The 23,157-nt window shown below is 58.8% G+C and carries 20 protein-coding genes; 2 read left to right on the top strand and 18 right to left on the bottom strand.

Annotated elements, in window-relative coordinates; translation table 11 throughout:
• Window positions 1-251: 251 nt before the first annotated feature.
• From ACR9YP_RS11050 to sfnG, 8 genes are all read right to left on the bottom strand, one after another.
• Window positions 252-842, bottom strand: a complete 591-nt coding sequence (locus ACR9YP_RS11050; RefSeq protein WP_474217121.1) for a UPF0149 family protein — start codon at window positions 840-842, stop codon at window positions 252-254.
• A gap of 29 nt (window positions 843-871) precedes the next feature.
• Window positions 872-2,431 (bottom strand): IS66 family transposase, encoded by a 1,560-nt coding sequence (gene tnpC / locus ACR9YP_RS11045; RefSeq protein ID WP_474221018.1) that lies wholly within the window; start codon window positions 2,429-2,431, stop codon window positions 872-874.
• Window positions 2,432-2,481: 50 nt separating this feature from the next.
• Window positions 2,482-2,835 (bottom strand): IS66 family insertion sequence element accessory protein TnpB, encoded by a 354-nt coding sequence (tnpB, locus tag ACR9YP_RS11040; RefSeq protein ID WP_474217122.1) that lies wholly within the window; start codon window positions 2,833-2,835, stop codon window positions 2,482-2,484.
• Entirely contained in the window at window positions 2,832-3,281 is a 450-nt protein-coding gene (tnpA, locus tag ACR9YP_RS11035; RefSeq protein WP_474217123.1) for an IS66-like element accessory protein TnpA, read from the bottom strand. Before tnpA ends, tnpB begins: the two co-directional genes overlap by 4 nt.
• Window positions 3,282-3,310: 29 nt before the next feature.
• Window positions 3,311-3,688 (bottom strand): acyl-CoA dehydrogenase family protein, encoded by a 378-nt coding sequence (locus ACR9YP_RS11030; RefSeq protein ID WP_474219741.1) that lies wholly within the window; start codon window positions 3,686-3,688, stop codon window positions 3,311-3,313.
• Window positions 3,689-3,811: 123 nt separating this feature from the next.
• Window positions 3,812-5,002 (bottom strand): acyl-CoA dehydrogenase family protein, encoded by a 1,191-nt coding sequence (locus tag ACR9YP_RS11025; protein ID WP_438102116.1) that lies wholly within the window; start codon window positions 5,000-5,002, stop codon window positions 3,812-3,814.
• 269 nt (window positions 5,003-5,271) lie between these two features.
• Window positions 5,272-5,532: an ATP-binding cassette domain-containing protein gene (locus ACR9YP_RS11020; RefSeq protein WP_474219740.1), complete on the bottom strand. Its 261-nt coding sequence runs from the start codon at window positions 5,530-5,532 to the stop codon at window positions 5,272-5,274.
• Window positions 5,533-5,680: 148 nt separating this feature from the next.
• A complete protein-coding gene (sfnG, locus tag ACR9YP_RS11015; RefSeq protein WP_438102120.1) occupies window positions 5,681-6,787 on the bottom strand; it encodes a dimethylsulfone monooxygenase SfnG in 1,107 nt (368 codons plus the stop codon).
• Between the two features lie 1,216 nt (window positions 6,788-8,003).
• Between sfnG and ACR9YP_RS11010 the strand changes: the two genes are divergently transcribed.
• Window positions 8,004-8,591 (top strand): GNAT family N-acetyltransferase, encoded by a 588-nt coding sequence (locus ACR9YP_RS11010; RefSeq protein WP_438102122.1) that lies wholly within the window; start codon window positions 8,004-8,006, stop codon window positions 8,589-8,591.
• Window positions 8,592-9,397: 806 nt separating this feature from the next.
• Here ACR9YP_RS11010 and ACR9YP_RS11005 read toward each other — a convergent pair.
• Window positions 9,398-10,102, bottom strand: coding sequence for a lytic polysaccharide monooxygenase (locus tag ACR9YP_RS11005; RefSeq protein WP_474221031.1), 705 nt, complete (start codon window positions 10,100-10,102; stop codon window positions 9,398-9,400).
• A gap of 899 nt (window positions 10,103-11,001) precedes the next feature.
• Here ACR9YP_RS11005 and ACR9YP_RS11000 point away from each other — a divergent pair.
• Window positions 11,002-12,039, top strand: a complete 1,038-nt coding sequence (locus tag ACR9YP_RS11000) for a cytochrome-c peroxidase (RefSeq protein ID WP_474221030.1) — start codon at window positions 11,002-11,004, stop codon at window positions 12,037-12,039.
• A 137-nt stretch (window positions 12,040-12,176) separates the two neighbouring features.
• Here ACR9YP_RS11000 and ACR9YP_RS10995 read toward each other — a convergent pair whose 3' ends face one another.
• From ACR9YP_RS10995 to ACR9YP_RS10955, 9 genes are all read right to left on the bottom strand, one after another.
• Window positions 12,177-12,467, bottom strand: coding sequence for a hypothetical protein (locus ACR9YP_RS10995; protein WP_474219739.1), 291 nt, complete (start codon window positions 12,465-12,467; stop codon window positions 12,177-12,179).
• Between the two features lie 383 nt (window positions 12,468-12,850).
• Complete coding sequence (locus ACR9YP_RS10990) at window positions 12,851-13,054, bottom strand: hypothetical protein (RefSeq protein WP_438102128.1); 204 nt, start codon at window positions 13,052-13,054, stop codon at window positions 12,851-12,853.
• Between the two features lie 1,981 nt (window positions 13,055-15,035).
• A complete protein-coding gene (gene panC / locus ACR9YP_RS10985) occupies window positions 15,036-15,872 on the bottom strand; it encodes a pantoate--beta-alanine ligase (RefSeq protein WP_474219737.1) in 837 nt (278 codons plus the stop codon).
• Window positions 15,873-15,886: 14 nt separating this feature from the next.
• Window positions 15,887-16,759, bottom strand: coding sequence for a 3-methyl-2-oxobutanoate hydroxymethyltransferase (gene panB / locus ACR9YP_RS10980; protein WP_438102130.1), 873 nt, complete (start codon window positions 16,757-16,759; stop codon window positions 15,887-15,889).
• 941 nt (window positions 16,760-17,700) lie between these two features.
• A complete protein-coding gene (locus tag ACR9YP_RS10975) occupies window positions 17,701-19,056 on the bottom strand; it encodes a radical SAM family RiPP maturation amino acid epimerase (protein WP_474219735.1) in 1,356 nt (451 codons plus the stop codon).
• 152 nt (window positions 19,057-19,208) lie between these two features.
• Window positions 19,209-19,586, bottom strand: coding sequence for a Nif11 family protein (locus ACR9YP_RS10970; protein ID WP_438102134.1), 378 nt, complete (start codon window positions 19,584-19,586; stop codon window positions 19,209-19,211).
• A gap of 483 nt (window positions 19,587-20,069) precedes the next feature.
• The gene (locus tag ACR9YP_RS10965; RefSeq protein WP_474219733.1) at window positions 20,070-21,353 is read right to left on the bottom strand and encodes an adenosylmethionine--8-amino-7-oxononanoate transaminase; all 1,284 of its coding nucleotides are present in this window, start codon (window positions 21,351-21,353) and stop codon (window positions 20,070-20,072) included.
• Complete coding sequence (gene bioD / locus ACR9YP_RS10960) at window positions 21,340-21,984, bottom strand: dethiobiotin synthase (protein WP_474219732.1); 645 nt, start codon at window positions 21,982-21,984, stop codon at window positions 21,340-21,342. Before bioD ends, ACR9YP_RS10965 begins: the two co-directional genes overlap by 14 nt.
• Window positions 21,981-23,135: an 8-amino-7-oxononanoate synthase gene (locus ACR9YP_RS10955; RefSeq protein WP_474219731.1), complete on the bottom strand. Its 1,155-nt coding sequence runs from the start codon at window positions 23,133-23,135 to the stop codon at window positions 21,981-21,983. Before ACR9YP_RS10955 ends, bioD begins: the two co-directional genes overlap by 4 nt.
• Window positions 23,136-23,157 lie beyond the last annotated feature (22 nt).

Raw genomic sequence — 23,157 nt, 5'->3', positions numbered from 1 at the left:
GTCGCATAGAACTTCTGACCATTAATGTGATAAGCGTCGCCATCAGGGGTCATCGTCGTCTGGCAAATGCCGATATGCTTGCTTTTGGCTTCTGAGACCGCGTTGCCAAAACGATAGCCTTGCAAGACCTGACCAAACCAGAAGTGCTTCTGCTCTTCCGAGCCAGTCAGTCCCAATAGGTCCAGGACTCTGAGATGACTTTGCGGAATCTACCCAAGCGTAACCGGCATGAGCTCCCACGTCTGCGGTGATCAGCGGGCGCGTGGGTAGCGGATCGGCATCCAATATTGGCGCATGGCCTCGACGACCGCTGGAATATCGGCGTGGGCGTTACGCAGAAAGTCGGCGGTCTCGCGGCCGCTTCGGGGTGGTCCAAGCATCGGCCGCCCCTGATCGTCGCGACAGTGCAACAGAATGGGCAGTAGCAGGCCGTGATTGACATTGCTGGTGTCCAGCAACGGTGCCCACGCCGACAGCCTGAGCCGCATCGCGGCATGGAAGCCCTGGCACCAGGGACGCGGATCGACGTCGCCATTGATTTTGCGCCGGTGCATCGGGGCGAACTGGGCAGGCGCGGTCGAAAGGATCTGGCTGATCTCGTTATGGCGCAGCGCGACGGCGGAGATCGCAGCAAACTCCGGGGTGCCGCCGTGGTTGAAAGCGTCGGCATCGATGGCGAGCAGCGGGCAGATCCAGTCGAGCGGGCTCATCGACACCGGTCCGGCCACGATCGCGGCGACGTAACCGTCGAGCATGGGGAGATTGGTGGCGGCGGGATGCCGATCGACGCGAGCCTGGAGCCATCGCTCGAGGTCCGTAAGCGGCATCGCGACGGCGGCCATCGACGACGATGCTTTATGGCGACGTGGGCTCACGCGGCTGCCTGCGCAGTGCGCTGGCGGGCAGCCTTCCAGTTCCAGGCAAGCAGCTCGTGGAGCTGATGGCTCTTGGTGCGCCCGCAGACGATGCGCTCCAGCACGTCGGTCAGATAGCCCTGCGGATCGAGCTCATGGAGCTTTGCGGTGTTCACGATTGACGCCAGGATCGCCCAGCTCTCGGCACCGCCTTCGCTGCCGCTGAACAACGAGTTGCGCCTCCCCATGGCAATCGGGCGTATGGAACGCTCGACCGTATTGCTGTCGACCTCGACGCGGCCGTCGCGGAGAAACAACGTCAACCCGTCCCAGTGGTTGAGCGCGTAGTTGATGGCCTCCATCAGCTTCGACTGGGAGAAGAGCTGGTCGACCATGGCGGTCAGCCGTGCCCTGAGCGCCGCCATCAACGGAGCGGCCCCGGTGCGGCGGGCGGCCAGCCGCTGCTCGGCACCGCTGCCGCGGATCTCCGCCTCGAGCGCATAGACCGCTTGCAGCCGTTCGATCACCTCGCGCGCGAACGGCGACTGCGTCGTCTTGTAGACCTCCACGAATTTGCGCCGGGCATGGGCGAGACAAAAGGCGAGCTGGATCGCGCCGCCATGACCGCGGGCGAGCGCCTTGTAGGCGGCATAACCGTCCACCTGCAGAATGCCGGAAAAGCCCGTCAATTGTCCGGCGATCTCCTCCGTGCCGCGGCCGTCGGCGAACACGTAGGCGACCGCCGGCGGCGCGGGGCCACCCCATGGCCGGTCATCCATCGCATGCGCCCAGAACTGGCAGATGCGGGTGCGATGTCGTCCGGGATCGAGCACCGGCATCGGCGTCTCGTCGCAGAACACGCGCGGCGCGGCCTGGATCGTGCGCAGCTGGAGCTCATAGAGGCTCCTGAGCCACCAGGCCGCACGCTTCACCCAGCCGGCGAGCGTCGCCCGGTCGAGATGGACACCCTGGCCGGCCAGAATTTGCACCTGTCGGTACAGCGGCAGATACCAGGCGAACTTCGAGACCACCACGTGGCTCACGAGTGCGGTCGAGGCCATGCCGCTCTCGATCAGGCGCGGCAGCACCTTCGCTTGGACCACACCATCGGTGCAGCTGCGGCAGCCATATTTGGGACGGATCGTGCGCAGCACCCGCAGGATCGCCGGGATGATGTCCAGCACCTCGCTGACATCCTCGCCGATCTTGTGGAGCTGACCCTGGCAGCACGGGCACGCGGTTGCCTCCGGCTCCAGCACCTGCTCGCAGCGCGGCAGGTGCTTTGGGAGTGCGCCGATGTTGCGGCGCGCCTTCTTGCGCACCTTGCCGGGCGGCTTCGCCGCAGGCGCATCGTCGTTGGCCTGCACAGGCAACGTGGCGTCGGTCTCGAGATCGCCCAGCTCAAGCGCGAGTTGCTTGTCCACGAGCACCGCAAGTCGCTCCGAGCGCTTCCCGAAGATCATCTCCTTGAGCGTCTGCATTGCTACGCGCAGCTTCTCGTTCTCAGCGTCAAGCGCGAGCACCATCTCGGTCAGAGCCGCCGGATCGGTCGGGAGAGCGTCGGGACGAATCGCCATGATCAGACGATACATCCGCGCGACCCGTGCTCCAGCGAAATCCTCACCCCTCAGCCGACAACGGTCGGCTGCTTCACAGACTTAGGCGACACACGCGTCCACTCAAGCCCGTCGAGCAGCATCGCAAGCTGCGTCGCACTGAGATGCACAACGCCGTCGCGGATCGGCGGCCAGGTGAAACGTCCTTGGTGCAACCACTTCGTTACCAACACCATGCCGCTGCCGTCCCACGCCAGAAGCTTCACTCTGTCCATGCGCTTGCTGCGGAACACGAAGACGTCGCCGCAGTACGGGTTCGCGCGCAGGGCTTCGCTCACCAGCGCCGACAGCGTGTGCACCGACTTGCGAAAGTCGACCGGCTGGGCCGCCAGCACCACCTTGAGGTCAGACCGTAGCGCGATCACCGGATCCCTCGAAGCGCGGCCAGCACCGTCGCAAGCGTCGCCAGCTCCACGCCCGGCTCGACCCGGATGCGCGCCCCGTTCATCTCGATCTCGACCACTCCACAGACCTTGCCCGGCGGCGCGGCAATCTCAAAGGGCTTCATCTGTACCGGCGAAATACACTCGGACTCGCCAGCTCTCCCGCCATCGCTCTCGGCACCAATTTGGATCGGCACGAAGTTCTGGGCTTTGCCGGCTACCGCCGCCGCTACCTGGCGTCGCCACACCGTGAGCAGTCCGCGGGAAACGCCATTGCGCCGCGCCACCTCGGAGATGTTCGCACCCTCCTCAAAGCTCTCCGCAGCGATCCGGGCCTTCTCCTCGCTCGTCCACCGTCGCCGCCGGCGCTCCCCAGTGATCACCTCGACGCGACGATAAGAGTCGCCTTCCTGCCTGGCATCAAGCATGGCATTTACCATCGCTTCACCTCCACCTATCACCTCATGCCAGGCTGTATCCCAAGCGAACCGCGCGATGACGAGGTGGAGGCCTCATGCCGGTTACACCCAAGCGAGGGATCTGCGGCCGAGATGATCTTGAGCACTTCTGCAACCGTCACGGAGGAGACGCCGGCCCCACCATAAGCCTTCGGTACGGTGATGCCCCAAAGACCGCTTGACGAAAAGCGATCAAGCTCGGCTACCGGCAGATGCGGTTCCCGATCGCGCGCAGCAGCTTCGAGCGCTAGTTCGGCGGCCACTTTGTGCGCAGTGTCAATCGCCTCCGTATCAGAACTGATGAGTTGCGCCCTTGGGACGACATGGAATTCCGGCTCTCGCCCGGCTCGATCGGCACGTTCAACTAGTATAGTCATGAAGAACTCCCAAGGCCGGATAGGTCGCCCCCCGGGCTGGCCGACGCCTTGACGTGCGTTCCTCACCTTAGCCTGATGGCCCATCTGTTGCGGCATGGAGACGTTTCGGAACTGGCGTTCGACCTATTCTCCCCCTTCGTAAAAGAGCTCTAGCGGCAGGCCGACCAGAGATTTTCCGATCCAGTCCCGAGCGATGATGTTCGATGGGCCCATGGCAATGGCCGCGCGCGCGTCGCGAAAGGAACGTTCGATCGGCCCTCGGTGATAGCCGTAGCCTCCGGTCACTGTTAGCGCAGCGGCTGCAACTTTGTTCGCCACCTCGGCGGCATGCACCTTGAACTCGGTTAGCGAGATCAGGATTTCGCTCTGCGGCTTGCCGGCGCGCCAGAGTTCGTCCAGCCTTGTTGCCAGTTCGAGCCGCCACGGCCGCAATGATTCGACGAGCACCTTGGCCGCACCGAGCTCCTGCCGGATCGCTTGGTAATCCGCAAGTCTCTTGTTCCGATCCTTGTGCACGAAACTCTCAGTGTGCTTGACGGCGGCATTCAACGCGCCGCGGGCAAGGCCTTCCCAGACGGCGCCGAGCCCGATCAGATAGACGGGTGAGACACCATTGTAGATGATTTCCTTGCCTTGCCCTTCTGCGCCGAGCCGGTCCCGCCGCTGTACCCGCACGTTGTTGTAGTGGATGGGCCCCGAGTGATTGGCGCGCACGCCGAGGGCGTTCCAAGGCTTCGATTCGATCCCCGGAGACTTGCCGTGCACGATGAAGAGGACAATGTCGGCCTGATCTTTGGCGCCGGGCGTGCGTGTCTGGACCACATAGAAATCGGCCTGACCGGAGCTCGTCGTGAATGATTTCCTCGCATCGAGCAGATAATCGTCGCCATCGCGTGAGGCTTCGGACAGATTGTACCACCAGTGTCCGCCGGTCGCGCGTTCGCTGGTCGAATATGTGCCAAGAAGGGTGCCGTTCTTCGCTTTGAGCCAGCGTTCCTTCTGGTCATCGTTGCCATACAGGTTGACCGTCTGAGCCGCGCCGACATGCATGACGTAGACGAGGCCCGTCGATGCATCGACCTGACCAATGCGATAGGCAGCTTCGGCGAAATCCGCATGGCCTAGGCCAAGACCGCCAAACCGGGTCTCGTTCAAAACGCCGGTCCAACCCGCTTCCGCCAACGCCTTCAGATTCTCTTTTGGAAAGCGGCTTTCGAGATCATTGCGATCAGCATTGGTTCTTACGGTCGCGTCGATGGCAGCATCCAGCCGAGAATAGAGGTCGAAGTTCTGCACCAGCTTGGCTGTAGCCATAGTCAGTCTCTCCTTTTTCCAGCGAATTCAAGCCACGGCGTGCGTCAGCACTTTCCTTCTGCACTCAGTTTGGACAGAGTCCCGAAGTAAGCGCGCCTTAATGTCGTCGCGGGTGCGCAAGGCGATTGATGCGCAGGACAGGACGCTATGGCCGTTCCCGAAAACGACTGCATGGGCCGAAAAGCGTAGCGCGACCGCCGAATTCCGTTCAGCTACCAGGATCGAGAGGCCCCGCTCTTTGTTGAGCTGCTTCGAGGCTAGGAAAATGCTCAACAACGACCTTCAAGCACGGGAACGCCCCCGGACCGAACTAACTTAGCGGGCGACGCATGTACGAGGTCGCAACCATCAAAGATGATCCGCCCGCCGGCCACCTGGTCGCATCGCGCCGGCAGGAGTCCCGAGATTGACTGAAGGGTTGTCGCCTTGCCCCCTCCGTCGGCGCCGAGCAGAGCGACGACCTCGCCGCGCCGAACCGCCAACGATGCCTCGGTTGCGGCAGGGATAGCGTTGTTGCACGTCGCCGCCATGAGCGCAAACGTTCCATTCGGCCAACGCTCGCTGCGCCACGTTCTCGCCTCCGGGAACGGAAAGGTTCTTCGGGAGTCCCCTCATCCAGACGAAGCGCACTCTCTTCCGTCACAATCCCAGTCACTTGGCTGCCTCTCCTTGCAGCGCCTATTCGGCAGCCTCAGCGCGCACGAGTTGGTTCGCTTCGAGTTCGCGGACCAGCGGGATTACGTGCTTGCCGAAATACTCGACCTCTTCCTGAAAATGGAGGAATCCGAGCAGGATCAGATCCGCACCAGCGCCCTTGAGCTCGATAATGCGTTCGGCGACCTGTTGCGGGGTGCCAATCAGGTTGGAGCGGAAGCCATCATTGTATTGAACAAGATCCTGAAATGTGGATTTGGCCCAATTGCCCTCGCGCTCCGGGCTGGCATTACCGGCATTCTGAACCTCATGATGGAAGCCACGTACTGCATCGGGGATCGCCTGCTCGATGATCTCACGCAACACCTCCTTCGCCTCGTCTTCCGTTTCTCGGACGATACCGAAGGCGTTGATTCCAATCTTGGTTTGCCAGTTTTTGCCGAAGGCCTTTTCCTTGGTCCTGATGTCCTCAACTTGGGTCTTCAGAGCATCTGGCGTGTTGCCATTGGTGAAATACCAATCGGACACGCGAGCTGCCATGTCCCGGGCTGCCCGCGAGGAGCCACCCTGAAAGATCTCCGGTAACGGATCGAGCGGCTTTGGCTTGAGTGAATAGTCGTTGAACCGATAGAAGTCGCCTTTCAGGGTAAACGTTTCCTCGGTCCAAGTCCCGCGAAGCGCGTTGATGAATTCCTCCGACCGGCGGTAACGCTCGTCATGATCCAACCAAGGCTCGCCGATCGCGTGGAATTCGCCGCGAAACCAGCCCGATACGATGTTGACCGCAACGCGCGCATTGGTGAGCTGGCTGATCGTCGCAATCTGCTTTGCGGCCAGCGCCGGGTTCCAAGGCCCTGGAAGAAGCGCAGCGATAACCTTGAGCTTCTCGGTCGCGGCAAGGAGCGCCTGGGAGAAGCTGACGGACTCGTGCTGATTGTCGGCGCCATAACCTGCAGTGAATCGGATCTGACTCAAAGCATAGTCGAAGCCGGCTTTCTCGGCGATCTGGGCAAGCTTGCGATTGTAATCGATATCCCAGCTGGTTCGTTGCTCAATCGAAGAAATCACAAGGCCGCCGGATACGTTCGGCACCCAGTAAGCGAACTTGATTGGATTCTTGTTCACAGTCATCCTGGTTGTCCCTCAAGATTTAGGCTTGCGCGGAGAAGAGCGACGATCTGAGACGGGCAGCGCCCAGCCGTCACGCCCGTTGAAACGGGCGCGGCTCACGTGCTATTCACAGACGTCGTCTAAGCTATTGGTTCAGGAAGAACGACATTCGCCTCGGACTCAATCCGAGCCGCAATACAATGGCGCCACACGCGTACGCCCAAACGCACCGGCAAGCCGCGGACTCCGTCAAATCACTCGCTTGGTCGACAGTGCTGTTACGCATCAAGAACGTCCCTGGTCGGCATCATTCCTCATTATCCTCTCAGAGAACTTGCGTCCGCGCGAGTCGAAGACAAACTATTTTTCCGGCGGTTGAAATAATCCGATTTTGTAATTCTTCGTCAAACGCGACATTTGTTGCGCGAATGAGACGCTCTCCTTGAATGGAATGCTACATTCTTGTCGCCACGATCGCGACCACAACCAGATTATCGGCGGAAGGAAAGTCGCTCCTCTTTCAACAGCTCGAGTTTGCATCCCTCTTCGCGCTTAAACTTTCTCGCAACTATTCGCTATGCCGCCCTTCGAGGCTCTGCCATCGCCAGCGCGACGAGGGGTAAGGATCATAATTGCTAAATCCAGATCAAGCGCGACTTATTCCGAAGATGTCAGGACTCGAACATTCAAGGAGATGGCCCGAGGCTCGCAAAGTTGGCACGTGTTTTGAACGAGAGACCTCAACCAGAACAGCTCACTGGGAATCGAGGTGTTATCGCACAAGATCAGTGCCTGCCGTCGACCTTGATGTGCGACGCTTACTAACTGCCCGCGATCTCGAACGCAGCTGTTCCTGCCGAGCGTGTCCCAAGAGTTCCTCTCGTTGCAAACTCGAAAAGTTCGCTAGGTCGCTTCCTTCGAGGACTGTTGCAGGCCCGCGACGCCTATCAACGCGAACACACTCGTAGCCTGCTTTAGGGGCGGCGTGATGACGCTCCCAGATCGACGAAGCAGCGAAGCCCGCCAAGGAGATCCGATTGAAGGGTCAACTGGCGAGCGTTCGTTCTGAAGCGGTCGTAAGCGCAACCATGTGAGGGACGAGAAGAGCTTGGAACGGAAACGAAATGCGGCCGACGACACTCCATTGGTGCATCCGCTCTGTGCTCGTTCAGAGGCACCCGGGGTGCGATCTAGCTTTGTAACTTTAGCGCTCAAATAGAGACTTGGAAGAGGCATCATGACAGCGGAGACGGGCATCAAATCTGCGCACGCAAAAACGCAGGCAACCACCGTTTGGACGCTTGTGCTGGGCTTTGCCGCAGACCCATTGGCGCGATGGAGTTGGCCTGAGCCAAACCAATATCTTGCGAGCATGCCTCAGTTCGTTAAGGCCTGCGGCGGACGAGCATTCGAGCATGGAACGGCATACGTGACGGAAGGGATTCGCGCGGCGGCCCTCTGGCTGCCACCCGGCGTGCAGCAAGATGAGGAGGCGCTCGATGCAATTATGGCTCACTCCCTACGCCCGGAGATCACCGAGGATATGGCACAGCTACGGCTGGGAATGGCCGAACATCATCCAGCCGAGCCCCATTGGTATCTGCCTCTCATTGCCACCGATCCGAACTGGGTGGGAACGGGACTTGGCACCCTGCTGATGAAACACGCTCTGAAACGATGTGATTCGGAGGGCACTGCCGCCTATCTCGAAAGTTCAAACCCCGAAAACATTCCCTTTTACGAGCGTCACGGCTTCAAGGTCATTGGTGAGATACAGCATGGCGATTCGCCGCCGCTAACGCCAATGCTCCGGACGGCCCATTGACCGAAATTCGGCGCAGAGAAGCTTCGCGCGCTCCCGTCAACGTTGTTGTTCCGCAATGCCTGACGGTCAGTCGTGTTGGAGGATCTCGCAAGCGGCTTGCAGGTGCTTTCTCCCGGAGAAGGCCCACCCTGGTCTTCCCACAATACGCCAGTAGCAAAGATGGCTTGCCAGCTGTGCGCCAATTCCAGCAATGAGACGCTCCGCGCGCTCGAAGTCGCGACGGCCCGAATGCCTACCGAAGCCTGCCGCCTTCGATATGGCACGCTGCCTGCTCTGTTCACGTCTCACCACGTCCCTCGGCGGGCATAGGGAGGACTCGGCGCTTTATCGTTTCAGGGCGTCAGGTCGGCTCGGGCCTGGTCGGCGCGTCCTACTCAAAAACAGGTGAAACGGTAAGCTCTGGGACCGCGATGGCCGCAAGCTGTCAGCAACTGACCTTTGCACTATGGGGCCGAAGCTGTAAGCCTCTCGTCAGCATGGGCGAGATCCTGAGAAGGTGGCCCTTCATGTAGATGCTAGCAGTGCGGGCGCTCAGATCGGCACGCCCTTCATAGCTAGAGGCTGCAGCCGTTTTTGAGGGCGGATCGTGCGTGGCGCCCATCACAGCTCAAAAGGACATCTTCGAGGCTAGCACCCCAGGGAGCAACGACAACGCGCAGATCTCTGAGGCCCGACTATCACGGAGCGAAGTCGAGGATAACTGCCTTCAGTCGGCGTGTCCTTTGCTGGCACAGCAATGTTTGTCGTGGATCTGTTCAGGCCGGCCAAGTGCCTGGATTTCGGCTGCGACAGCAACTTGTTTCTTTTCAATCGGAATCACTGGCGCTCGACGATTTTCGTTCCTCGAACGTCGCGTCAATGATCTGATAAAACGCCATAGGGCTATTGGCGACCTCCCACACCGCCAAAATGATGTGATAGCCGCTGCGTTTGGGTAGCTCACACGTGTGCACGGTGAGCTTCGGAGGCATCAGATTGGCATTCGGATCCCAGAACGGCTGGCCGAGATGCTCAATCGTGCAGAATGGCTTCAGCTCGAACTGCGCGCGCGTGAGAGGGATTGATGGATTCCAGCCTATCCGTGTGATGAAGTAGTTCCAACGACGTGTTAGTCGAACCGTGCTGTATTCCCACTTGAAATTCTGCTTCGCGCCCGAGCGCAGCCGAATCTTCTCCCAGCGCGTTGGCGTCTGCTCATCGAGCAACGGCACATCACCGCGAACGCTACTACCGGCGATGTGGCCATCCTTTGGTGGCGTCGCGTTTTGCACGTCGGTCGGTGCGATCGAGTCAAGCAGCCCCCCGTCCACGGCCGGGAAGAACTTGCCGCTTTCCATGGCATTTGCTCTCCACAGATTAATTGGACAATCTTTGTTCCTGTGCTGGGTACACAGCACAACGCGTGAGGCTGGTTCGGTGAGACGACCTTGTGCGTACGCGCTCGTAACGGCGAGCAGCGATACGGCGCTAGTCAAAAGTGTACTGGACCGGTGTCGAATTACATAGCTCATGGTTCTTCTCGCAATTGACGAGTTTGTCTTTGAAGAATGGCCGCGAAACTGAAGAAGGTGGCCGCGGGTAAGCAACAGCAGTTGCCCGGCAGTGTCGCCGCCGCTGCAGATCCTTAGCGCGCACGTCGCGATCGCAGCGCGCATGGTGAACCGCGCGCTCAGCTCTCGTGTCACCCTAGAGCTTTTCTGATGACTGCGCGCGTGCTGGTCAGCTTGGCAGTACAACGCTTGGGGTAATGGCTTCATGTACTTCTCTTTAGCCATAAGGAACTCTCGATCAGCTCTCCTTCACTTAGAATCAGCGTGAGTTTTGGGTTCGGCGCCCTGTCGGATGACAAGCCACCTGGAATGTCGCGGTGCGGGGCGACCACGGCGGGTCACCATGCATTGAGGCAGACGGGAAGCTAAGTCTTCTCGCACTTTCGCGAAGCTCGGCCACGTTTCAGTCTGGCAGTCATAGCCGCCGCCTTCTCCACGCAAAAGCCCCAAGCCAGTAATTGAAGGTGACCGCGGTGCAGTGGCGAAATCTTCCCAGGTTCGATCGGCCAGACAAAACGATAGTGCGACATCTATGGCATCGGTTTGAACCCAATTGAGCAATCGTCATCTGAATTCGTCTGACAAGTGCCGCTGATGTTCTCGCTGCAACTAGCGTGCCGTTGGCGCTTTGCGGCTGCTATACGAGCGATGTCACGACATGTTTCACGCTGCGCCGAACCCACTTTGTGTCGGTCCGCCCGCATAGTGGCACGAAGCCGACGTCGACCAGGGAGAGACCAGCGGCGATGCACTCGCGCGGGATGGCTCAGTTCCTGCATGGCGGCAGGCCATCATGTAGCGAGCGCTCTCTAAAGAATAGTGCTTGGTAGTCGTATTGAAAGAGTCGGAAGTCTCACGTGATGCGCAAGGCGTCTATTGCTGCTGTTGCAGTGTTCGTCTCATTCCATGCTATTGCAGATGACAATTTGATGACGGCAGCCAGACAGAGTTTGAAGCCGATTCCCTCTGCGACCCCCACGGTTAAGGACAATCCTGTCACTGCCCAGAAGGTCGAACTCGGTAAGATGTTATTCTTCGATCCTCGCCTTTCGGCAAGCGGGATCATTAGCTGCAAGACCTGCCATAATCTTGGCACCGGTGGGGTCGACGTCGGTCCGACCTCAGTTGGCCACGGCTGGCAAAAGGGAGCGCGTCGCGCGCCAACCGTCTACAATTCGGTGTTTAATGTCGCGCAGTTCTGGGACGGACGCGCGCCGGATCTCAAGGCACAAGCCAAGGGACCCGTTCAGGCGAGCGTCGAAATGAATGCGACTCCGGATCACGTGTTGAACACGTTAAACTCGATGAAAGACTATGTCAGGATGTTCAAGCAAGCGTTTCCGGATGATACACCAGCTATTAGTTTTGACAATTTTGCGAAAGCACTTGAGGCTTTTGAAGCAACTCTCACAACGCCGGCGGCTCCGTTCGATCAGTACCTTAATGGCGCCGTCGACGCGCTGGATGATCAGCAGAAAGAGGGATTAAAGCTGTTCATGGAGAAGGGATGCGCTTCTTGCCACAACGGAATCAATATCGGTGGGCAGGACTTCGTACCGTTTGGTGTGCTTGAAAAACCCGACAGCAAACTGCTTCCCGCGGCCGACAAGGGACGGTTCGCAGTCACCAAGGTCCTCAGCGACGAGTACGTATTCCGCGTTGCACCCTTGCGCAACGTCGCTTTGCGGGCTCCCTACTTCCATTCGGGTCAGGTTTGGACGCTCAAGGAAGCCGTAGGTGTTATGAGTGAAGTCCAGCTCGGTGCCAAGCTCAGCGAGAAGGAGAACAGCGATATTGTTGCTTTTCTCAATTCACTGAGCGGGCGCCCACCCAAGATCGCGTATCCGATATTGCCGACGCGCACAACGGAGACACCGTCCCCATCATTAGGCCCATAGTGTCGTTCTCCGTACTCCACGATCACGATCACGCAGGTTATCAAATGAATATGCGTCAGGTCGATCCTCCCAACTGTCTCGTTTGGCGCGACCGCTAGTCTCAGCGAGCCGCAGGCCCCAACTGCTGTTCTGGCTTCTCAAGGAGCCGCACTGGATGTTGATAACGAACTGAACAGCATCGTACGATGGATTGCGAGCTGGTCAACGGAGGTCGGATGAGCACGGTCATTAAAAATCTGCTTGCCCGAAAGCAGAAGCTTATCGAGCAGCTTGATTCGGCCCAAGATGTTCGGCAGCGCGAAAGGATCGAGCAACAGCTCGAGCAGATAAGAACCGCCCTGGATTTTCTTGATCGGCCTAATCAGGTGAGCAAGTGAAGCCGCGAGACCGAAGCCGAGCGAAATCTGATATGGAGTTTTGGCTTTCAAGCCAGGGCTTGTTCTGATCACGTCCGCCGTGCCTCAGCACGTCATCACTCCCCTGATAGGCCATATGCCGCCGAAGACGTGCTGCCAACATTAGCTGAGCCTTTCCCGAATTAACTCGCTGCGGCGACATCAAGCTTAATGCAGGCGTTTGGTTGCGGCGGTTCTGAGGGGCGCTAGGCTCCGCAGACCGGTCATTGCTCGTCCGGGTCCAGCCGAGCCGAGGTCGCCGCGCCATATACTCGGCGCGGCGCTTCGTTCGTTGGAAGGCGTTATCGGGCGAGCTGCTGTTCCTTACTCGGGCTGGTCGCCCTGGGGCAACCCGCAGGGACAGGGAGCGGCGGAGCCGCTACAGTTGCGCGACAACTGAATGGTCGGGCGCCCAATCACTCTGGCGCGATCATCGCAAGGCCAGCTTCGATTACTGAGATTTCTTGGGTTATCTGCTCGACGGCTTGTCTTGGATCGATGCCCGTGACGCTTCTTAGTTGCCTCAGCAGCTCCCGCCGATGCGCAAGAAGGTCCTCTAGCGCGTCACGATCCCTTAGCCTGACATAGCCCTTGACAATTAACTCAACCGAAAGCGACATCTATCTCTCAAACAAACAGTTGCTTTGAATGGCCCATTTACCAGGTCACGACAGTAGCATGCAGCATTGCACAGCGGAAACCATAACCGGTAATGCTAACGAGCGAAGCTCGTTGTCCCGCATATCGAGGGCGCTCATTGTGCTGCAGCCGCGGAGCTGCCTATGTTTCGCGTAGCCGGCTGCTTCGCGGCAAGGGGCCGCCGCTTTCAGAGGCGGTGGCCCCGCCAACGCGAGCGACCATTGCACAACGACAACCAATGACATGGGTCGGCGCCATTCTATCGTTCGCGACTCCTCTGTCGAAAGGCGCTGGCATACGGCTCAACGAAAGGAAGCACCTGCGTCCTGACATATGTCCTTCTCACTCGAAATCAGCCGCAGGGCGGGTTTGGTCGCCGTTCTCCGCACCACGCGAGGGTCAAATCAGTTCAATCTGCACTTACCATGCAGTAAAGCTAGGCCTTCGCGTTTCCTCCCGCTTAAGCCGACGGAGGTCTTTCAGCTTTAGACGGCTCTGCTGGGTACGCGATCGTATTGATCCATGACATTGTGGCTAGCCCGACCTGTATCCAGCACGAAGCCGCGGTCAGCAGGGCTGCGAGTCCAACAGGAGCAAGATCTTTCCTATCATGCCCAACGAAGGCACGCTGGTTGCGGAAAGGGATGGCGATGTCTGTTAGGTGACAGAGTCGGTAGCAATCGTAGCCGCAATATTCTCTCCGCGTTGCTACATCTCGCAGGTAACCAGGACCTAACGGCCGAGAACAGGTCGTGCAGGTTTGCTCGCCGTACGGGGTTCGGTCATTCACCAGGATGGCTTTCATGGTATAGCCCATTAGGGTAGTCCGTCCGGCCTGAGATTTTGCAACGATTCGAGTTTCAAAAGCGTGCCAATCTCGGGCGACCGCAGATCACATGCGGAAGCGCAGGGTTGACGCGTATTCCTCGACTGTCGCGCAGTAACACCGCCTATGGCCCGGGTGGACGCTCAAGACGCATCGCGGCAATGCAATCTCCCCCAAGGTCTGTGTACACGGGGATTAATTAGGCCGCTCGCAACCAGCGAAGCCATTCTTGATCGGCCTCTCGCCGCGCCTTGAACCGCGTGATGCATTTCTTGGAACAAAGCGGCGTTCGCCAGCAGTAGTAGCGGATCAGACCGAACCTTCCACCGCAGACAGCACAGCAAATTCCTGGATCATGTTCTGAATGATGGAAGCCATTACGCATTCTCGCCTCCTATGGCGGTATTAGGTGGATATCCTTGCCCGGCGTTTCAGCACTACGCGCGCAGGCAACGTCGGCCGACCCCAAGCTGCCGGACGGTACGGAGGTCCGCGCAAGCGTTTGATGTGCATCGATTTGACGAAGCAACCACTCCATGGAACGGCTTCGCCGAGGTTAGTGACTATAAGCGCGATCCGATCTTGATTGCTGCAATCCGGCGCGAATTTGAGCCTAAATCCTGCGGCTCAAAGCCGATTTCTGGCGAATTTTAACTTGAATTGAAATGACGTGCATTTTGCCTGCACTAGAGGAAGTAAGCGCCGACTCGCACTGTCAAAGGGCAGCAAACCAATTGCCGTCCCAAGCTGCTCGATCAGCGTCATCACTGCGGGCAGCTGAGATGTGACCGCTGTGTTTGATGTGGCGAACTCAAGTGCATGCCTTACTGAGGAAGACGGACGGCAAGTCGTATGAAATTATGGCGTGGCGTTTTGTGTCGCAGCGCTCAGAAAAGGTGAGATTGCGGACGGCAGACAAATTGCCGCGCAACCACCACACGACAAGATTGGCCGGATCGGACAGAAACAGGACGGCCACCCCTCGATTGGCACTTGTTTCGCTATGCGCAGAGTCGGGACGCCCGCGCTCTTGTTCAGCAGTGATCTTCGCGCGTGATGATCATCCCGTTTTACCACGCGGCGTCGTGGCGGTCGATGTGGTCGCTAGAGCTTGATCGCCCCTATGACGTGCTCACTTACGGCTTAAGAAGTAGGTTATCGATCAGCCGTGTCGACCCGACGTAAGCCGCAGCGCATAGAGCCGCAGGATGGCTCAGGGGACTCGAGGCCGGCTCAAGCGTGTCGGCATCGACCAGCTCGAGGTACTGCAGCCGGTCGACTTCGTCCAAATGCCGCCTAGCGATCGCGACGAGCTTCTCGCATTGGCGCTCGCCGACACGAAATTCAGCCTCCGCAGCGAACAGACCGCGACTGATCGCAAGAGCCCTCCGGCGCTCTTCTTTATTGAGGTATCGATTGCGGCTGCTCATGGCGAGCCTGTCCGGCTCCCGAACGGTTGGCACGGTGACGATCTCGATCGGAAGATTGAGATCAATTACCATCCGCCGCACGACAGCGCATTGCTGGAACTCCTTCTGTCCGAAAAATGCGATATCCGGCTGCACCATGTTGAACAGCTTGCAGACGACGGTTGCGACACCTCGAAAGTGTCCCGGCCTGAACGCCCCGCACAATGATTTTGCTAGTTCGCCGGGTTCAAGAAAGGTCTCAAACTGAACCGGATAGACCTCCCGTGCCTCTGGAGCGAAGACGATCGCGACACCGGCATCGCGACACAGCTTTTCATCGCGCAAAAAGTCGCGCGGATAGGTGCTGAGGTCCTCGGTCGGCCCGAACTGAGTGGGGTTGACGAAGATACTTACGACCGTGACGTCGCACTGTGCACGACTTGCCTCGACCAACGCCAAGTGGCCGTCATGCAGATAGCCCATTGTCGGCACGAAGCCGACACGTTTGTCACGCGCTTTTGCAAGAGCGTCACGAAGCTCAGCGACCGTCGTAATCGTTTGCATGTTCGAGCTTGACATCAGGTTGGATCGGAAGGCGCCCAATTTGCGATCGCATCGCTCAACCCTACAGGAAGCCGATACGATTCTTGTGCCGCCGGGAATGCACCATTGCGGACATCTGCGGCCCAGCGGGACAGCGCCTCCTGCAATAGCCGAAAACCCTCGACATAGGCGCGGACGAATTTGGGCCGATGACTTTCGGTCAAGCCGAGCACATCATGGAATACAAGCACCTGGCCGGAACAACTGGGACCAGCCCCGATCCCGATCGTCGGTATCGTCAGGGACTCGGTCGCTCGAGCGGCGAGCTCGGCCGGGATGCCCTCCAGGACGAGAGCGAAGCATCCGGCCTCCTGCAGACTGTGGGCGTCGTCGAGCAGACGCAAGGCATCATCGGCTTTCCGGCCCTGCACCTTGAAACCACCCATCATATTGACGCTCTGCGGCGTCAGGCCGAGATGGCCCATCACTGGAATCTCGCAATCGATCAAGGCGCGTACCGTGTCGGCACGCTTTGCTCCACCCTCGAGTTTCACGGCATCGGCCCCCCGCTGCAGGAAGCCTCCGGCGCTGCGAATCGTCTCCTCGGGACTGAGGTGAAAGCTTAGAAAGGGCATATCGGCAACAAGCAAGGCATGAGGCCTTGTGCGCGCCACGGCTTCGAGGTGATGGTTCATCATCGCCATACTGACCGGTAGCGTATTGTCGAAACCGAGGCAGACATTGCCAACGCTATCCCCGACAAGGAGAATGTCGACAATGGGGTCGGCGATGCGAGCCGTGACCGCATCGTAAGCGGTGGTCATAGCAACACGCCGCCCCTCGCCTTTCCACTGCTGCAGCACTGGAATCGTGACGCGTTCAATAGGCCGGTCCGAAATGTGGCTCATCTTAAGTTTGATCCGTCAGCCGATCCGCATAGCTGGAGTCGTCGCTTGTCAGGAAGACAGCAGAAAACCGCCAGTGGCGAGCCGAAAAGACAAATGTGCGCCTCAAAAGTCAAGAACAGACGCAGCTAAACATCCAAATGGTAGCGCGATCATCAAAGGAAGGTCCTGCTCGCCATCGGATAAGGTCGGCCCGGTTCGTGGCGCGCGTCCATCTGCCAGAGAAGAAGCGGTCCCCCTCACTCGCACTGAGGACTCCGCCAAGGCGCGAGGTTGAGGTCGAGACATCTCTCACTTCCCTATATGAAATTGAGCTGCAGGTGCGAGCGCCAAACTCGACCTCGATGACTTGGGTCTTCATGCGCGGCGCAGGAGGTGAAGACGAGGACGTCGGAGAAGAGGGCGATGCCGGGGACAGCGTAAAGGCACTGCCGGAACATGCGCAGCGGCGGCCTTAGCGCACCAACCGGCAGCACGCGAACAATTGGCTCGCGTACAGCCCTTCACGCCGCGTTTACGGCCACCAATCGTCGGCGCGTCGTAGTTTTCGGCGACGCGCCGCTGCTTTTCCTACGATATCCGACGGCGCCAAGTACCCGTCGAGACACTCCAGCCTAAAAAGTTCGCAGCTCTGCCGTGCGAAGGGCTTGGATACGAGTACCACTATTAGGCCCGGCGGCTGGCCGAATTCGTTTCCTGATGGAGAAGCGTCCATGAAGTTCACTGTACCCTGCGCTACTCTGTCAGCCGATGGCTGCGTATCGTTGGCCCTGGGGCTCGACCGACTTGTGCAGCTTTGTCATTACGCTCCATACCGGCAGATGGTAAGACGCCGCGGTTCGTTCAGAGGGACGTGGTGCAGCGCCTCGATGAGAAATGAAGCCAAGGCCGCACAGGAAGCCGCGTGTTTGGCCCTTCCATGTGGCTTCGCCATCCGGTCTTTCTCAGGTGAAGCGGTCATTGAGGTCCTCTTCGATGACCCCCGCTGCGTATAACTGATCGAGCAGGTCCGCGACCGCAAGTACGCTGGTTGCGTCTGTCGTGACCCGCCTAACCAGCTCCGACGCGGTGCAGTTGCCGCACGCAATGAGCTCCCCAACGGAGATCGGACCGACGTCGTCGAGCACCCGGTGTTCCTTGTTACGTGAGCGGAGATGAAAGTACTGGTTTCCTGGTTCGTATTGCAAATCCCTGCGGAAGCGGATCGGCAGGTCTGGGGCTGGGCTATCGAGCATATGTTGATCGATCATACTCTGCATCCCCTCCTTAAACTCGTCAGGCGTCCTGAAGAAATGTTGACCCAGGATGCGGTACCCGAGGGGCCAGCGTTCGCTACCCGGTACCGGCGTGACCAGTTGTAAACGCCCCTGCCGCATATTGACGAGGAAGCCCGAAACACACGCGATGGTCGTGTGATCGCGCTCCAGGATGGCGATTGCATCATCTTTGTCGACGACCCTGAGCTTCTCCTTCCGCTCGAGCGCACGTCCTGTCAGAGCCTTTGCGATCGGCGCCTGCTTGCCCTGCAGGATGAGTTCGACTCGCATCAGTTCCTCAGGCGAAAATGCCGAGTGGATCTCATTGAGATGTCTTGTGCTCAGCACGGAAAAACGATTCGTCGTAGTTCCATGCAGGTTGAACAGTTCGAGCACTCGCCTCGTGAGGGCCTCATCCTTGAGCGGGACTGCCGTCGTTGTTTGCGGCAATGTGCCCGTGATCTGATAGTAGTCGAACAGAAATCGGTCGTAGTGTGGATTGTCCATAGGCTCTGTGGCCCAGTAGCAGAAGCCAGTACGGGCCGCCGGACCAAACATCTCGCTCGCGACGCCGACCACGCCGCGCCAAAGCTCTGCATGCTCTTTGCTATACTCGTAATAGCCTTGAAAGCTATCGGCCGAGAGTCCGCAGAACCAACAACCGACGCTGCAGCCTTCGCTCAGCTCGAAAGCGAGAATGGGATGGGTGACCGCCGGCGCCGATTTGCCCAATTCGTCGCTGCAACGCCGAATTTGGCGCTCACGCCAAGCATGAAAGCGAGGATTGATCGTCGACATTCCGCCTTGGTCGCGCAGGAGGTCGCGATGACGCAACATCTCGCCCATATGCTCGTCCCACATCATCGCCAGCGGCCACGGGGCCGACTCCGGCTTAAAGCGATATTTGACGTAACCCTCGCGCCAGAGCGGCAGCATCTCCATCGGGTCAACCTCGATGCCGTAGCGCTCTGTTACAGCCCGGGGGGCGTCGGTGTTCTCCGAAAGTGCCCTACGGAACTCTAGGTCACCGGCCAGCCGCTCCATGAAGCGCTTGACGTGCGAAAACGCGTGTCGCCGCTCGGGGGTGAGCCGGTCAACAATCTGTCGACAGTGTTCGCTTTGACCGTACGGGTGCGCCCCTAAACCGTCATCTTGTAGGCCTGACCGCATGATCTCACCCCCGACGAGGTTTCCTTTCATGCGACCGAGACAACAATAACAACAATAAGGACGACCGCAGCGAAGCTCGGGAACACTTCCGCCACTTGCATAGTGCTCGTCGGCAGGTCCATAGCGCAATTAGCCAAATCACGGGTTTGTACAAGACTGCTCAATGCTTCAGCGCCGGAACAGTGCTTGCGGCCCGCAATAGATTTTGGCTTCTTTTCCCTCGACTTCTGTCGGCGGTCCACCCGGATGTAGCTCTTAACGTCATCAAGGGTGAAATCGTAGTCGAGGCTCTTTGCCATCGCTACAATCGGTGCAAGACCCGTAGCAACTGGTTTGATACTTTTAAGCAGAGTACCTTTTTTTCCTAAATCGTTGACGAAATGCTCGACGTCGGTTTGCGACATAACTTAGCTCCGCGCCTTTGCTCGAAATTGCCGATCGACCTGGCCCCGCTCTCGAAAACAATCGGTATGGCGCCCTAAACAAAGCAAGTCGCGTGCCGGCCTGAATTGTCAATTTATTGCGCTCTGGTTGACCGTACCCATCGTCAACTTACCGACATTTCGTCGCGAACCGACAATCCGCCACCACGCAGGATGAGGTGTCGATGTCATGTGGATGAGGTCGGTACGCCGATCTTGGCCGGTGATCCGAGACGTTGCATCTTTGTAGGTCCGCTGGGACAGGCGACGAACAGCCACGGTTCAGATCAGCGTTCGTAATTTGCGGGCTGGCTGAACGTATAGCGGGTTGCGTCGGCCCGGATCGGACGCGCGCCAATTTCAGCGCTTTCTCAGTCCTTTACTGACGCCTACGGCAGGGTCGGGTTTTGGCGATTGCGATCATCCCAACAGCGCCGAGAGGTTAATAACGCTCGCTTTCGCGTTCTATGCCCGCAGTGCTTCCTTTCCAGCCAGCGCATCCGCGGCATCCCAGATGCCAGCATAGATTTCATCGAGATCTGCCGCAGTCGCGCAGTACGGCGGCATCACGTAGACCGTATTGCCGAGCGGCCGCAGCAGCAGATTTCGATTCTTGAAGAAGGCGTGAAGCTTGGGACCTATGTCCGCAAGATAACCCGAATCGCTCGTCTTCAGATCAAGTGCTGTAATCGTGCCGGTTCGACGAACATTTTCGAAGCGTGCATCGGCCCGGAACGGTTCAAGTGCCTGTTCTTGCATCACGGCGATCGCCGCCGCGCGTTGGCGAGTATTGGGATCTTGCCAGAGCTCCAGATTGGCTCTTGCGGCCGCGCAGGCCACAGGATTTGCGGTATATGAGCTCGAATGAAAGAAAGTACGCGTGCGATCTTTCGAGTAGTGGGCATCGAAAATATCCGCGCGACAGAGTGTTACCGCGAGGGGAAGCGCTCCTCCGGTAATGCCCTTGGAATAACAGACGATATCCGGTGTGATATTGGCTTGCTCGCAGGCGAAGAGTGTTCCCGTGCGGCCCCAGCCGGTCATGACCTCATCGGCAATGAACAGGACGTCCGATGCCTCGCAGATCCGCTTCATCTCCCTGAGTACCCAGGCTGGATACATCAGCATTCCGCCGGCCCCTAAGATCAGAGGCTCCGCAATAAAGGCTGCCGGAATCTCGTTTCGACATGCGGACTCAAGGGCGTCCAACGTCTCCTGTTCACGACCTGTTGCGGGAAACGGGACTGAGGTGACGTCGAACAGCAAGGGTCCGTACGCCTCGTTGAAGACACCGCGGGCTCCGACCGACATCCCACCTATTGTGTCGCCATGATAGGAATGTTGCATCACGACGATGCGGATTCGTTGCTTGCCTACATTATGCCAATAGCCAAGCGCCATTTTTAGCGCGACTTCGACGCTTGCTGAGCCGCTGTCCGAGAAAAAGACATGCTCGAGCCCGCGGGGCGCCAGCTTCAGAAGCTGCGCGGCAACTTCCTCCGCAGGATCGTGGGTATGACCGGCAAAGATAATCTGATTGAGCTTGCCTGCCTGTTCCTGAATTGCGCGCACAATATGTGGATGGCAATGACCATGCGTCACCACCCACCAGGATGAGATTGCATCGATGATACGGCGACCATCCGAAGTGTGGAGATAGGCACCACTTCCACGAACAACCCTCGTCATTTCGTCTTGAAGAGCGTGTTGCGTGAACGGATGCCAGATCGGAGACTTATTCTTTGGCATGCAAGTTGAAACTATCTGCCCGAAATGAGGTTATGAACGCCGCCTGCAGCGTATCGGGGGTGAGGGGAGAGAGCCATGGCAATCGTCCTAGCCAACGCACCCGGCCCATCTCGCGGATGACGGTCTGAGTTTCGGCGTTTCTTTCGCCAATGAAGGCCATCCCGAGAATGGGGATCTCACGTTTTCGGAGAGCCTCTATCGAGAGCAGTGAGTGATTGATAGTGCCCAGCTCTGTACTCGCGCAGAGCACAACAGGAAGCCGCCAGCGCTCGAACACATCGATGTAAAGTGTATCGCCACTCAGCGGCACCATCAGCCCGCCCGCGCCCTCGATGACCAATGGCTGTCCCCCCGTGTCCGGCACCTCGAGCGAATTTGCATCAAGGCGAATTCCATCGACCTCAGCAGAGTAGTGGGGCGAAGCGGGGGTTCGAAGGCGGTAGCACTCTGGGATGATGCGAGCGGCCGACAAGCCGCCTAACCGTGCGACTGTCTCGGTATCGGACTCTCCGTCGAGGCCAGCCTGGATCGGTTTCCAATAATTTGCGCCGAGAAGGTTCGCGAGCCCAGCAGAAAACACCGTCTTTCCGATCCCGGTATCTGTGCCCGTCACCACGATCCTTGAACTCATTGAAGTCTACCTTCCGTCTCCTCGACCAGAGCATCGAGCATTGCGCGTACGTCACTCTCGGCGACATTGAGCGTCAGCGACACTCGCAGGCGGGCCGTGCCCGTCGGCACGGTTGGCGGGCGGATTCCACGGATGTCGAAGCCGCGAGCCTGCAGCGCAGAGGCAAGCCGCATCGCACGCGCGTTGTCGCCCACGATGTATGGCACGATCTGCGAGTCCGACGGACTTGTCCAACCGCGCTGCTTGATCTGCCCATGTGTGAACGCGACCAGTTCGCTGAGGCGCTGCTGACGCTCGGGTTCCTGCTGCAGGATCAGAATCGCCTCTCGAACGGCGACTGCGAGCAACGGCGAGGGAGCGGTGGCGAAGATAAATGGACGGCACCGATTGACCATGAAGTCTCGCAGAATGCCGGATGCCGTGACAAGCGCCCCCGCAGCGCCGAGCGCCTTGCCGCAAGTATGAACGACCAGGAGATTTTCTCGTCCCTCGTAGGAGGCGGTGAGCCCCCGTCCCTTCGCACCGTAAACACCTGTGGCATGGGCCTCATCCACCATCAGGAACGCATCATGCCGGTCGGCGAGCGCAACCAGCTCTTTGAGCGGCGCGAAATCGCCGTCCATGCTGTAGAGACTTTCGGCCACGATCCAGATGCGGCCAACGCCGCCCTTTGCCCGCCAGTCACGAATCGTGCTTTCAACCGACTCTGGGTCGTTATGCGTGCTCATCCGAAAGTCAGCGCGGCCGGCTCGCGCACCTTCATGGATGCTCGCGTGCATCAGAGAATCGAGAACGAGCAGATCGCCTTTCTGCGGCACCGTCGTCAGGACTGCAAAATTTGCGACATAACCGCTGCCAAAGAAGAGCGCTGCTTCGGCACCAAAGAAATTGGCAGCTTCGGCTTCCAGACTTTCGTGTTCCTCGCAATTGCCGCGCAGCAGCCGCGAACCGCCGGCCCCGATCGGTGTGCCGGCTTCGATCGCTGCCAAGACGGCGTTCTTCATGCGCGGCGCGCTCGCGAGCGCCAAATAGTCGTTTGACGTGAAATCGATTCCTGCACGCGGATTGAGGCTCCGCAACCGGTGGATTTCTTTCAGGACGTTCAAGGCCGAAATATATGGGGCAGCTTTTCCCGGGTGGACCGAGTTCATTGTGCACTCCCAGAGGTTAGAA

Source organism: Bradyrhizobium sp. BR14999 (assembly GCF_056106085.1).
This window is presented reverse-complemented; position numbering and strand designations above follow the sequence as displayed.